This window comes from Nisaea sp. (genome assembly GCF_040217065.1).
Taxonomy (GTDB): domain Bacteria; phylum Pseudomonadota; class Alphaproteobacteria; order Thalassobaculales; family Thalassobaculaceae; genus Nisaea.
In genome coordinates, this window is sequence record NZ_JAVJNX010000009.1 from 287,838 (window position 1) to 300,102 (window position 12,265).

General features: G+C 60.9%; 11 protein-coding genes. 4 read left to right on the forward strand and 7 right to left on the reverse strand.

Features of this window, described 5'->3' with window-relative positions; all coding sequences use genetic code 11:
- Positions 1-7: 7 nt before the first annotated feature.
- Positions 8-1,258 carry a Zn-dependent hydrolase gene (locus RH950_RS13670; protein WP_350057646.1) on the reverse strand — a complete coding sequence of 417 codons (1,251 nt, stop codon included), beginning with the start codon at positions 1,256-1,258 and terminating at the stop codon, positions 8-10.
- 308 nt (positions 1,259-1,566) lie between these two features.
- On the opposite strand from RH950_RS13670, the gene RH950_RS13675 reads away from it, so the two are divergent.
- Positions 1,567-2,196, forward strand: coding sequence for a TetR family transcriptional regulator C-terminal domain-containing protein (locus RH950_RS13675; protein ID WP_350057647.1), 630 nt, complete (start codon positions 1,567-1,569; stop codon positions 2,194-2,196).
- A gap of 130 nt (positions 2,197-2,326) precedes the next feature.
- Here RH950_RS13675 and preA read toward each other — a convergent pair whose 3' ends face one another.
- The 6 genes from preA to cysG form a co-directional block, all read right to left on the reverse strand.
- Positions 2,327-3,631 carry an NAD-dependent dihydropyrimidine dehydrogenase subunit PreA gene (gene preA / locus RH950_RS13680; protein WP_350057649.1) on the reverse strand — a complete coding sequence of 435 codons (1,305 nt, stop codon included), beginning with the start codon at positions 3,629-3,631 and terminating at the stop codon, positions 2,327-2,329.
- Positions 3,632-3,651: 20 nt separating this feature from the next.
- Positions 3,652-4,992, reverse strand: coding sequence for an NAD(P)-dependent oxidoreductase (locus tag RH950_RS13685; RefSeq protein WP_350057651.1), 1,341 nt, complete (start codon positions 4,990-4,992; stop codon positions 3,652-3,654).
- 170 nt (positions 4,993-5,162) lie between these two features.
- On the reverse strand, positions 5,163-5,726 hold the full coding sequence (locus tag RH950_RS13690; protein WP_350057653.1) for a DUF934 domain-containing protein: 564 nt from the start codon (positions 5,724-5,726) through the stop codon (positions 5,163-5,165).
- Entirely contained in the window at positions 5,713-7,368 is a 1,656-nt protein-coding gene (locus RH950_RS13695; protein WP_350057655.1) for a nitrite/sulfite reductase, read from the reverse strand. The genes RH950_RS13690 and RH950_RS13695 overlap by 14 nt, the downstream gene beginning before the upstream one ends.
- 4 nt (positions 7,369-7,372) lie before the next feature.
- The gene (locus tag RH950_RS13700) at positions 7,373-7,678 is read right to left on the reverse strand and encodes a DUF2849 domain-containing protein (protein WP_350057657.1); all 306 of its coding nucleotides are present in this window, start codon (positions 7,676-7,678) and stop codon (positions 7,373-7,375) included.
- A 12-nt stretch (positions 7,679-7,690) separates the two neighbouring features.
- The gene (gene cysG, locus RH950_RS13705; RefSeq protein ID WP_350057659.1) at positions 7,691-9,106 is read right to left on the reverse strand and encodes a siroheme synthase CysG; all 1,416 of its coding nucleotides are present in this window, start codon (positions 9,104-9,106) and stop codon (positions 7,691-7,693) included.
- 199 nt (positions 9,107-9,305) lie between these two features.
- Between cysG and RH950_RS13710 the strand changes: the two genes are divergently transcribed.
- The 3 genes from RH950_RS13710 to RH950_RS13720 all read left to right on the forward strand — a co-directional run bounded on the left by RH950_RS13710 (position 9,306) and on the right by RH950_RS13720 (position 12,251).
- Positions 9,306-9,755, forward strand: coding sequence for an Lrp/AsnC family transcriptional regulator (locus RH950_RS13710; protein ID WP_350057661.1), 450 nt, complete (start codon positions 9,306-9,308; stop codon positions 9,753-9,755).
- A 256-nt stretch (positions 9,756-10,011) separates the two neighbouring features.
- The gene (locus tag RH950_RS13715; protein WP_350057663.1) at positions 10,012-11,118 is read left to right on the forward strand and encodes a TRAP transporter substrate-binding protein; all 1,107 of its coding nucleotides are present in this window, start codon (positions 10,012-10,014) and stop codon (positions 11,116-11,118) included.
- A gap of 74 nt (positions 11,119-11,192) precedes the next feature.
- On the forward strand, positions 11,193-12,251 hold the full coding sequence (locus tag RH950_RS13720; RefSeq protein ID WP_350057665.1) for a TRAP transporter small permease subunit: 1,059 nt from the start codon (positions 11,193-11,195) through the stop codon (positions 12,249-12,251).
- The last annotated feature ends 14 nt before the right edge of the window (positions 12,252-12,265 follow it).

Consider the following 12,265-nt stretch of genomic DNA (forward strand, 5'->3'; position numbering starts at 1 on the left):
TCCGGCTTTATTCGACGATCTCGGCGGTCTCGACCGCGGCATGGAACAGCACATCCGCACCGGCAGTCGCCCATTCCATGCTGATTTCCTCATCCTCGTTGTGGCTGAGGCCGTCGACACAGGGGCACATGATCATGGACGTCGGTGCCACCCGGTTGATCCAACAGGCATCGTGCCCGGCGCCGGAAACGATGTTCCGGTGCGTGTAGCCAAGGCTCTCCGCCGCATTGCGCACGGCTGTGACACACCCCTCATCGAAGGTAACCGGATCGAAGCCGCCGGTCTGCTCGATCTCGATACCGAGCCCGATTTCAGCGGCGATTTTTTCCGCTCCCTTGCGCAGCTTGGCGTCCATCTCTTCGAGGGACGCCTTGTCCGGATGCCGGAAATCGACCGTGAAGACGGTGCGGCCCGGGATGATGTTCCGGGAATTCGGATAGAGTTCGAGATGACCGATAGCGCCGACGCCGTTCGGGCCGTGCTCAAGGGCGATCTCGTTCACCAGTTCGGTCACACGCGCCATGCCGAGCCCGGCATTGATGCGCTTCGGCATCGGGGTGGAGCCAGTGTGGCTTTCCTTGCCGGTCAGGGTGATCTGGATCCATTTCAGGCCCTGGCCGTGGGTCACCACGCCGATATCGATGCTCTCGTCCTCAAGGATCGGGCCCTGCTCGATATGCAGCTCGAAGAAGGCGTGCATCTTGCGCTGGCCGACCGGCTCATCCCCCTTGTAGCCGATGCGCTCCAGCTCGTCCCCAAGACGCTTGCCATCCGCGTCCGTCCGGTCATAGGCCCAGTCCTGGGTATGCACCCCGGCGAAAACGCCGGAGGCGACCATGGCCGGGGCGAACCGGGTGCCTTCCTCGTTGGTCCAGTTCACCACCTCAATCGGGTGCTTGGTCCTGATGCCGAGGTCGTTCAGCGTGCGGATCACCTCCAGCGCGCCGAGAACGCCGAGCACACCGTCATACTTGCCGCCGGTCGGCTGGGTATCCAGATGGCTGCCGAGCATGACCGGCAGGGCGTCAGGGTCCGTGCCCTCGCGCCGGGCAAACATGTTGCCCATGCTGTCGACGCCCATGCTGAGCCCCTGCTCCCTACACCACCGGGCAAAAAGATCACGGCCTTCCTTGTCGGAATCGGTCAGCGTCTGGCGGTTGTTGCCGCCACGCAGACCGGGGCCGATCTTCGCCATTTCCATGAGGCTGTCCCACAGCCGCTGCCCGTTGATCCGGATATTGCTGGCCGGTTCAGTCATCCCAAACTCTCCTGTTCGCTCCGTCCCTCGGCGGGGACGATTTTGATCGGCATCGGCAAAGCTCCATCCGGGAACAGGGCCTTGGCGATTGCCGGTTTTTGAGGGCATTTGTGCTCACGCCCTTCTGGGGTATAAGCAAAGACAAAGTTGACCATTTGATCAAGATTAAAGTGTAGGCAATTGAGTGCGCCGCTTGCCCAGTAAACACGCAGATTTTCCAGTGCCGTCTCCCGGACTTGCCAGCACTGCGTTTCCTTTCGGTATCTCCTTGAAAAGGTTTCCAAAATGGCTGGTTTGAGCCAATGACAATGGCGACACCGAATGGTGGGCGCACCCGTATTCAGCAGGAGAACCGCGAGCGTATCCTGACGGCGGCACTCGATATGTTCTCCCGATCCGGATATCGCGGCACCACGCTGGACCAGATTGCCGCAGCGGCGGGCATGTCCAAACCCAACCTGCTGTACTATTTCCGCACCAAGCAGGAACTCTACCAGACCGTCCTGCAGGAAACCCTGGACGACTGGCTGACCCCCTTCGCCAAACTCGACCCGCAAGGCGATCCGGCCTCAGAACTTGGCGCCTATATTTCCGCCAAGCTGGCCCATGCAAGGATCAACCCGAAGGCCTCCCGCCTGTTCGCCAACGAGATCCTGCAAGGGGCTCCCCTGCTTGAGGACACCCTGAAGGGGCCGCTCAAGGATCTGGTCGAGACCAAGTCGAAAGCCATCCGGACCTGGATCGCAGACGGCAAGATGGTTCCGGTCGACCCGCTGCACCTGATCTACATGATCTGGGCCGCGACCCAGCATTATGCCGATTTCGAGACCCAGATGGATGCGCTCGAAGGCACCGATTCCGACACCCGGGCCAAGCGCTTCGAAGCTGCCGAACGAACGCTGTTCACCGTGCTCTTCAATGGACTGAAGCCGCGCTGAACCTGAACGATCCCAAGCTCCAACGCCGTCATCCCGTCGAAGGACGGGATCCATGGCTCATCGAACGAGACCGTCATCGTGGATCCCGACCTGCGTCGGGATGACGGCGTTGGTTGCATGATGCCGCTCCCTACTCCGCCGCGACCCGCATCGGGTTGTTCGGATGGGTCGTCCAGTTGCCGTATGCCGGATCGATCGGCTGGCCGGTGCGGGCATCGACGCCGTCGGTCTGCTGCTCCATGGTAATGCAGTTCTCGACCGGGCAGACGCTGACGCAGAGATTGCAGCCGACGCATTCGTCGTCCATCACCTCGAAATGCCGGACACCGTCCTTCTCCGCCGTGATCGCCTGGTGCGAGGTATCCTCGCAGACGATGTGGCAACGGCCGCACTTGATGCAGGACTCCTGATCGATCCGGGCCTTCACCACGTAATTGAGGTTCAGGTACTGCCAGTCGGTGACGTTCGGAACCGCCTTGCCGACGAACTGGTCGACGGAGGTATAGCCCTTCTCGTCCATCCAGTCCGACAGCCCCAGTTTCATCTCCTCGACGATCTTGAAACCGTAGGTCATGGCGGCCGTGCAGACCTGCACCGTCCCGGCGCCGAGCGCCATGAATTCCGCCGCGTCCCGCCATGTGGTGATACCGCCGATGGCCGATATCGGCAGACCATGGGTCTCCGGGTCGCGGGCGATTTCCGATACCATACTCAAGGCAATCGGCTTCACCGCCGGGCCGCAATAACCGCCATGGGTCGCCTTGCCGTCGATATGCGGCGACGGCGCCATGACGTCCAGATCGACGCCCATGATGGAGTTGATGGTGTTGATCAGCGAGACAGCATCCGCGCCGCCCTCTTTCGCCGCCCGCGCCGGGGCCCGGATATCGGTGATGTTCGGCGTCAGTTTCACGATCACCGGCATGCGGGTGTGCTGCTTGCACCAGCGGGCGACCATCCCGACATATTCCGGTACCTGGCCAACAGCCGCGCCCATGCCGCGTTCCGACATGCCGTGCGGGCAGCCGAAATTCAGCTCGATCCCGTCGGCGCCGGTATCCTCGACCAGCGGCAGGATCTTCTTCCAGGCCTCCTCCTCGCACGGCACCATGAGCGAGACGACGATGGCCCGGTCCGGCCACGCCTTCTTCACCGCCTTGATCTCACGGAGATTGACCTCCAGCGGCCGGTCGGTGATCAGCTCGATATTGTTGAGGCCGATCAGGCGGCGATCGTTTGAATGGATCGCCCCGTAGCGCGGTCCGTTCACATTGACGATATGCGGATCTTCCCCGAGCGTCTTCCAGACCACGCCGCCCCAGCCGGCTTTGAAGGCGCGGGTGACATTCACCTCCCGGTCGGTCGGCGGCGCCGAAGCGAGCCAGAAGGGGTTGGGGGATTTGATACCGAGAAAAGTCGTCTGCAGATTCGCCATGATCTCTCTCCCGATCCGGCCTACGCGCCTGTCAGCGCGTTATGAATGGAAAGCGCGGCTTGCTTGCCGTCTTCAACGGCCGCAACGGTGAGATCCTCACCGCCGGCAACCGCATCGCCCCCCGCCCAGATTTTCGGATGACTGGTGCGCCGGTCGTCCCCGGCCTTGATCCGACCGGCTTCCAGCGCAACCTCGACCGAACTGCCCTGAAGCGGCACCGGCACAATGGTCTGGCCGATGGCTTTCAGCACCATGTCCGCCTCAAGCGTGAAATGCGCGCCGGTATCGGCGAGCTTCCCGCCCTCGTCTTTCGTCCGGGCGAAACTGACCGCGCCGACCTTGCCGTCTTCCCCGGCCGCTATCTTCTCAGGCCGGGCCCAGTGCCGCAGCACAACGCCTTTTTCCTTCGCCAGAGACTGCTCATATGGGCTGGCATTCATCCGGTCCGCCCCGCGGCGATAGACCAGCGTCACCTCATCTGCGCCGAGCAGCTTGGACTGTACCGCCGCATCAATCGCCGTCATGCCGCCGCCGATGACAACGACATTGCTTCCGACCGCAACTTTCTCCATCGCCGGCGCCTGACGCAGCTCCTCGATGAAGTCGACCGCGTCCGCTACTCCCTCCAGATCTTCGCCATCGACACCGAGACCATTGGTCGCCCCAAGGCCGAGCCCGAGGAAGACGGCATCGAAATCCGAGACCAGGCTATCGAGCGTCACGTCCTGCCCAAGTGCCATGCCGTTCTTAAGGTCGATACCGCCGATTGAGAGCACAAAGTCGAGCTCTTTCTGGGCGAACTCATCGACCGCCTTGTAGGCCGCGATGCCGTACTCGTTCAGCCCGCCACCCTTTTCCTTCGCCTCGAAGATGGTCACGTCATGGCCCAGCATGGCGAGCCGATGAGCACAGGAAAGCCCGGCAGGACCCGCGCCAACGACGGCGATTGTCTTGCCCGTTGGTTGAGCGCGCTCGAACGGCTGCGCGCCCTTTTCCATCAGGTGATCGGTGGCATAGCGCTGCAGCTCGCCGATCCGCACCGGTTTCTGTTCTATCTCCCGCACGCAGGCCTGCTCGCACAGGGTTTCGGTCGGGCAAACCCGGGCGCACATACCGCCAAGGATGTTCTCGCTCAGGATCGTCTTGGCCGACCCGGACGGATTATCGGTCAGGATCTGGCGGATGAAGAGCGGGATATCGATGCCTGTCGGGCATGCCGTGACGCAGGGTGCGTCATGGCAGAAATAACAGCGGTCAGCCTCGACGACAGCTTCGTGTTTGCTGAGCAACGGATGGAGATCGGCGAAATTCGACTCGACCTCCGCCGGGGACAATCTGTCCCCACGGATATCAGACGGCATAGTCTCTCCAGTTCAGAAGCCACGGTGCATTTGCACTCGTTTTTTACTATCTGATCAAAAATCTGAGACGACGTCAAACTGAAGACGCGGTTGCCGTGCATAAAAAATCGCCGGGAAAGCTGAGCTCCCCCGGCGATCGACTGATCTGCGAATAGACAGGCCGACGCGCGTCAATAGGCCCAGCTTGCCAAAACAGCGGGCTCGACCCGGGCATACGCGGCACCGTGACCGGACGAAACGGTCTCGGCCGTGTCGCGGCCGGTCCCTTCCACGACATCAAGCGCCGGCTGGTAGTAGCCCTTGAAACGGCGGTTCGCACGCTGCCAGGCGTCCAGCAGTTTCTCGTCCATGACCTCGACCGCATCGACACCACAGCGCTGCAGGAACAGGAACTGGTCCTGGATCACATGACCGGTGGCCCGGATCTCGCCTTTGAAGCCGAAACGGTCCCGCAGCAGGCGGGCCTGGGAGAAGGCCCGGCCATCATTGAATTTCGGGAATACCAGGATCACCGCATCGAGATCCGCCAGATCCTCGCGGATATCCTCGACATCATCGGCATTCTCAAGCCGGATGGCGCGCCGGTCGAAATTGGCGATCAGCGTCTCGCGGCCGGCCTTCCATTCCTCGAGGCTGACCAGCACCGGCGTGTCCCGGCCAAGCGTTTCAGCCTCCCGGTCCGTCAGCGAAACCCAGACATCTTCCTGGATACGGCCATTCCTAATGATTGGCATAGAGAGTCTCCTTGAAGGGGGTGATGCCGACACGGGTGACCGTGTCGATGAAGGTCTCGCCTTCGGTGCGGATTTTGCGGAACGTCCCGATCAATGTGTCGATAGCGTCAACGACACTTTCCGCCGGAAAGGACGGGCCGAGGATCTTGCCGATCGCGGCATTCTCGTCCGCGATCCCGCCGATGGTGATCTGGTAATGTTCCACGCCTTTCTTATCGACACCGAGGATGCCGATATTGCCGACATGGTGATGCCCGCAGGCATTGATGCAGCCGGAGATGTTCAGCGTGATCGGGCCAATCTCGGATTGCAGTGCCGGGTCAGAGAAATGCCGGCTCAGGCGCTGCGCGATCGGGATCGCCCGGGCGTTTGCCAGGTTGCAGTAGTCGAGGCCCGGGCAGGAGATGATATCCGTGATCAGGCCGATATTCGCATCCGCCAGGCCATGCTCGCCAAGGGCCTGCCAGAGCGTGTGCAGATCCTGCTTGCGGACATAGGGCAGCACCACATTCTGCTCATGCGCAATGCGCAGTTCGCCGAGCGAGTATTTCTCTGCCAGGTCGGCCAGCGCTTCCATCTGCTCCGCCGTGGCATCGCCCGGCACCCCGCCCGCGGGTTTCAGAGACACCGTGACAATGGTGTAGCCCGGCTGCTTGTGCGGGAACAGATTGGTCCGGGTCCAGGCGGCAAAGGCCGGATCGGTGAAGCGCGCGGCGTCGTAGGGGGCAACCGGCTCCGCTATCTCCTGGTAGACCGGCGGGGCGAAATGCCGTTCGATCTCCGCGATCTTCGCGGCGTCCAGCGTCAGTGCGCTGTCCTTGATCTCGTGCCACTCCTCCTCGACCATTTCGGCGAATTTCTCGATACCGACGGCGGCGACGAGGATCTTGATCCGGGCCTTGTAGAGATTGTCCCGGCGGCCAAGCAGGTTATAGGTCCGCAGGATCGCCTCGAGATAGGACAGCAGATGCTGCTTCGGCAGGAACTCGCGGATCGTCTCGCCAACGATGGGCGTACGCCCCTGCCCGCCGCCGACAATCACTTCGAAGCCGACTTCGCCGGCATCGTTGCGGCGCATGCGCAGGCCGATATCGTGCAGCTTCACGGCCGCCCGGTCGTTTTCAGACCCGGTGATGGCGATCTTGAACTTGCGCGGCAGAAAGGTGAATTCCGGGTGCAGCGTGGACCATTGCCGCATGATCTCGGCCCAGACACGGGAATCCTCGATCTCGTCGGCGGCAACACCGGCGAACTGGTCGGCCGTGACATTGCGGATGCAGTTGCCGCTCGTCTGGATAGCATGCATCTCGACATCGGCGAGCGCGTCCAGAATGTCCGGCACGTCGTCCAGTTTCGTCCAGTTGTACTGGATGTTCTGCCGGGTGGTGAAATGCCCCCAGTTGCGGTCCCAGCGCCGGGCGATATAGCCGAGCTGGCGCATCTGCCTGGCGGACAGGGTGCCATAGGGGATCGCAACCCGCAGCATATAGGCATGAAGCTGCAGATAGAGGCCGTTCATCAGGCGCAGCGGCTTGAACTCGTCCTCGGTCAGCTCACCGGCGATCCGGCGCGCGACCTGATCCCGGAATTCCGCGGTCCGGTCCCGGACGAAGGCGTGATCGAATTCGTTATAGGTATACATCGCGTCAGACCAGTGGGGTGGTTGCGGGAAGATCGGTGCCGACGGTCGGCCCGGCCGCGCGGATGATTTCGCGCTGGCTGACCGGTGCAATGCCGGTTTCGGTAACCGACACGGCAAATAGGTAAGTGCTGACAACCTCCTGCCGGGCTGCTGACGCAGCGGCACGCGCCTCAAGGGCGGCTGCCGCCTCGTCGCCATCGGCGACCTCTGCATCGTCGAGCACCAAGACCCAGTCATCCTCTTCGGCGAGATATACGACAGCACCGTCTCCCAGACGGTTTGCGGTCATGACCCTGGTCGTCACTTTCATTCTCTTCAGTTCCTAAACGGCGAGGCGCCGGCCCTCGGGGGCAACGGCCTCAAAAATTTCACCTTCGGCAAGCGCGGCCACATCACCGAGGATGATCAGCGCGGGAGCGGATACCTGCCGCGCGTCGACCATCCCGGCGAGATCGGCCAGGGTCGTTTTCAAGACGCGTTGGTCCGGCAGGGTCGCCTTTTCGATCACAGCGACCGGCGTTTCCGGTGCACGGCCGGCAGCGAGCGCCGCCTCCATGATCCGAGGTGCCGCGCCGAGGCCCATATAGATGACGATTGTGCCCTTGGTATCCGCCAGGACATGGCTGTCGAATTCGGACAAACCATTCCGGTCATGCCCGGCCAGGATTGTCAGCCGGTTGGCGTGATCACGATGGGTCAGCGGCAGCCCTGCAGCGGATGCCGCGCCGAGCGCCGCGGTGACACCCGGCACGACCTGTACGGCAATGCCGCGCTCCCTCAAGTAAGCCAGTTCCTCACCGCCCCGGCCGAAGATAAATGGATCTCCGCCTTTAAGGCGCACCACGCGGCTGCCGGCTGCGGCATGCTCGGCCAGCAGCGCGTTGATATCGTCCTGACTGTAAGAATGCTGCCCGGCCCGCTTGCCGACATCGATCCGGACAGAATCACGCCGAACGTAATCCAGCATCGCCGGGCCGATCAGCGCGTCATGCACGATCACATCCGCGTCCTGCATCAGACGCAATGCCTTCAGGGTCAGCAGGTCAGGGTCTCCCGGTCCTGCGCCGACCAGGGCAACACTGCCCGAAGAGTTGCCGCGCCGGCGCCGGGAGCCGTTGACCAGCCGCAACATCGCTTCCCGCCCGGCCGCTTCCCGGCCTGCGAGCACGTCATTCGCGATGCCGCCGTCGAAAACAGTCTCCCAGAACAAGCGGCGTTCACCGCCGTCCGAGATGGCGGACATCACCGCACTGCGAAAACTCTGGGCGAACCGGGCCAGAGCGCCGAGCCGAACCGGCAGGCTGCGCTCGATCTGCTCCCGGATACGGCGGACCATGACCGGGGCCGTTCCCTCGCTGCCGATGGCGACCACGATCGGGTCTCGGTCGACAATGCCGGGGATGATGAAGGTCGAAAGGTCCGGACGGTCGACAACATTTGTCGGAACTCCGCCGTCACGGATCTGCTGCGCCAATTCTTCGACGTCCACGCCCTCGGCGTCACCGATAATGGCCAGGCGGGCGCCATCCAGATCACTCGGCTCAAAGCCGCGCCGGCACAGCTCGATATGGCCGGCCTCTTCCTCGGCTTCGATCTCGGCGTTGGGTGCGGTTGACACAACCCGGATGATCGCTTCCGTTTTCAGCAGCAGCCGCAGCTTGCGGGCGCTGTCTTCGGTGCCGCCGATCAACAACGCCTTCTGTCCGGCGAGATCGGCGAAAATCGGAAAATACTTCATCGGAATTGTCCGCCTGGCGAAATCCCCGTCTGGGAACCGGCCTATGGCCGACATCAGACAGGAGAACTATTGAACTCTCATCGCCTCTGAAATATCATTATTTTTCTCAAACCTACAATAAGACCCCACCAAAAAGAAAATATTGTTCCCACACGCAGCAAACCAAGAACACCGCTGTCACAGATCAGGATTTTTGAGAATGGATGACATGGACAGAAAGATCCTGCGGCTCCTGCAGGAAGACAGCAGTATTTCCGTCTCGGATATTGCCCGGCATGTCGGCCTCTCCGCCTCGCCGTGCTGGAAGCGCATCAACCGGATGCAATCGGACGGATTGATCAAGCGTCAGGTTGCGGTTTTGGATGCGGAAAAACTCGGATATGGGCTTACCGTTTTCGTCAGCATCAAGACGGGAGAACATTCGGGCGGCTGGCTCAAATCTTTCGCCGAAACGGTACAGGAAATGCCCGAAGTGCTCGAATTTCACCGCATGGCCGGAGAGGTGGACTACATGCTGAAAGTTGTCGTGCCGGACATGAAGAGTTTCGACTTGTTCTACAAAAAGCTGGTCGAGCTCACAGCATTGAGCGAAGTCACATCGCGGTTTTCCATGGAGACAATCAAACAGACAACCGCATTGCCAGTTTGAGGCCCGCCGTGATTCGACCACATTTCAAGATTTAAAATCGCGGAATTTGATATTATCGAACCCTAGAGAGGGTCACTTGAGCAAATTTCTACCGCATTGCGGCAAACGCAGTGAAGAATGGTTGCCAAAATGCGAAATCGAACGCACTAATTTCGGCGAGCTGCGAATAAGCGCGTGTCCAGCGTTCGGTTAGTGGCTTCACTCTGCGACCCAATTCGCACCGATGAACGAAACAAACGACTAGGGAGCTTCAATAATGAAACGTCGCGATTTTATCACCAAAGCCGGGCTGGCCAGCGTTGGCGGTGCAGCTACCGTTGCTGCCGCGTCCTCCTTCCCGAAACCGGCTCTTGCGCAAGAACGCATCGAGATGGTCATCGTCTCCACCTGGGGCCGTGACTTCCCGGGTCTCGGAACCAACGCCCAGCTTATGGCCAAGCGTCTCGGAGACGTGTCCGACGGCCGTATCCAGGTTCAGTATTTCGCCGCCGGCGAACGCGTCGGCGCCTTCGACTCTTTCGACGAAGTCGCTTCCGGTAACGCGCAGGCCTATCATGCCGCCGACTATTACTGGAAAGGCAAGCACCCGGCCTGGGCCTATTTCACATCCGTTCCGTTCGGCCTCACCGCCAGCGAAATGGGCGCCTGGATCCATCACATGGGCGGTCAGGAACTGTGGGACGAACTGGCCGGCGAATACGGCCTGAAATGCCTCCCGGCCGGCAATACCGGCGTGCAGATGGGCGGCTGGTTCAACAAGGAAATCAACAGCGCCGACGACCTCAAGGGTCTGAAGATGCGTATCCCGGGCCTCGGCGGCGACGTCATGGCCAAGCTGGGCGCCTCTCCGGTTTCCCTGCCAGGCGGCCAGATCTATGAAAACCTGGTTTCCGGTGCCATCGAGGCAACGGAATGGGTCGGTCCGTGGAACGATTATGCGATGAAGTTCTACGAAGCCACCAAGTACTATTACTTCCCGGGCATGCATGAGCCGGGCGGGTACGATTCCCTCGGCATGAACGCCTCCTGGTGGGGTACGCTGAGCAAGGCCGATCAGGCCCTCATCACCGCGGTCGCGCACCAGACCAATGACTGGATGATGGCTGAATACAACGCCAAGAACGGTGAATACCTCCGGAAGCTGGTCGACGAGCAGGGTGTTGTCGTTAAAGAGTTCAACGACGATGTCTATGACGCGTTCGGTGGGGCTGCCCAGGAAGTCTTCGAGGAAACCAAGGCGCACAGCGATCTCGCGCTTCGTGTCCACGAAAGCTTCGAGAAAGCCCGTAGCGAAGCTGGTGGCTGGCTGAAGCTCGCCGATATCGGCTACTCGCAGAAGCGCAACCGGGTGCTTGGCCTCTAAACTCAGCGTTTTCTTAACGCGTACCGAGGCGGGATCCCCGGATCCCGCCTCGGACCTATAAGAGATTTCAAGAAATGTCCGAATCGACCAACGTCTCCGCGTTTGACCGGAACGGCGCGCGTTACCAGACGCCTGTCTCCGCCTTGACCCGCACATTCTGCTGGGCAAGTGTCGCACTCACGCTGATGTTCATCTTCAACAATTACCTGATCTTCTGGCGGGATTGGCCGGGCTTCCTCACGCTCGCGGAGCATCTGGGACTCTTCGGCCCAAGCAGCTTGAAAACGCCACTGGAGGGAACTGCGCTGCTGCTCGGCTGGCTGCAGGCCCTGAGCTACTTTGCCTGTATTGCTGGCGCAGCGTTATTCACAGCACGCACCCCCAATCGGCCGTTGCGGCATGATTCGGAGGCCATGGTCAAAATAGCGGCTTATATCGTCCGCTCTGCCTTCTGGGGAGTCATCTTCGTCGGGCTGGCGGATATGATCATTTCTTTCATGCGCGTTGAAGACTGGCTCACAACTCTGGTCGGCAGCGAGCTCACAACGTCCCTTGGACGCTCACAGTTCCGTGGTGCCTACGTTCATATCCCGCTCATACTGGTTGGATTTGTCGTGGCCGCTTTCACCCGTTCGCTCGGCTTCACCTGGCTTGCTCTGCTGGTCGTCGGTGCTGAACTGTCAATCGTGATCAGCCGGTTCATTTTCTCGTACGAACAGGCCTTCCAGGGTGATCTCGTCCGGTTCTGGTACGGTGCCCTCTTCCTGTTTGCGAGCGCCTACACGCTATATGAGGACGGCCACGTCCGGGTTGACGTACTGTATGCTGGCCTGACAACGAGGATACGCGGCCTGATCAACATCTGGGGCTCGCTGCTGCTCGGTATGACATTGTGTGTCACTGTCATGACTCTCGGCATGTGGAGCAAGTCAGCCATCATCAACAGCCCTATGCTGAGCTTCGAAGTGTCTCAGTCCGGCTTCGGTATGTACGTCAAATATCTGATGGCCAGTTTCCTCGGAATTTTTGCCGTGACCATGATGATCCAGTTTGCCAGCTACATCCTGGAAAGCCTTGCCGATTATCGAGATGAACCCGGCCGACGCGAAATCGGCGGGTCCTCGGCACATTAAGATCTGAAGAGCGG

What these genes read in the sequence shown, in the direction of transcription:
- RH950_RS13670 (WP_350057646.1), bottom strand. Translation starts at nt 1,258, where the DNA reads ATGACTGAACCGGCCAGCAATATCCGGATCAACGGGCAGCGGCTGTGG.
- RH950_RS13675 (WP_350057647.1), top strand. Translation starts at nt 1,567, where the DNA reads ATGGCGACACCGAATGGTGGGCGCACCCGTATTCAGCAGGAGAACCGC.
- preA (WP_350057649.1), bottom strand. Translation starts at nt 3,631, where the DNA reads ATGGCGAATCTGCAGACGACTTTTCTCGGTATCAAATCCCCCAACCCC.
- RH950_RS13685 (WP_350057651.1), bottom strand. Translation starts at nt 4,992, where the DNA reads ATGCCGTCTGATATCCGTGGGGACAGATTGTCCCCGGCGGAGGTCGAG.
- RH950_RS13690 (WP_350057653.1), bottom strand. Translation starts at nt 5,726, where the DNA reads ATGCCAATCATTAGGAATGGCCGTATCCAGGAAGATGTCTGGGTTTCG.
- RH950_RS13695 (WP_350057655.1), bottom strand. Translation starts at nt 7,368, where the DNA reads ATGTATACCTATAACGAATTCGATCACGCCTTCGTCCGGGACCGGACC.
- RH950_RS13700 (WP_350057657.1), bottom strand. Translation starts at nt 7,678, where the DNA reads ATGAAAGTGACGACCAGGGTCATGACCGCAAACCGTCTGGGAGACGGT.
- cysG (WP_350057659.1), bottom strand. Translation starts at nt 9,106, where the DNA reads ATGAAGTATTTTCCGATTTTCGCCGATCTCGCCGGACAGAAGGCGTTG.
- RH950_RS13710 (WP_350057661.1), top strand. Translation starts at nt 9,306, where the DNA reads ATGGATGACATGGACAGAAAGATCCTGCGGCTCCTGCAGGAAGACAGC.
- RH950_RS13715 (WP_350057663.1), top strand. Translation starts at nt 10,012, where the DNA reads ATGAAACGTCGCGATTTTATCACCAAAGCCGGGCTGGCCAGCGTTGGC.
- RH950_RS13720 (WP_350057665.1), top strand. Translation starts at nt 11,193, where the DNA reads ATGTCCGAATCGACCAACGTCTCCGCGTTTGACCGGAACGGCGCGCGT.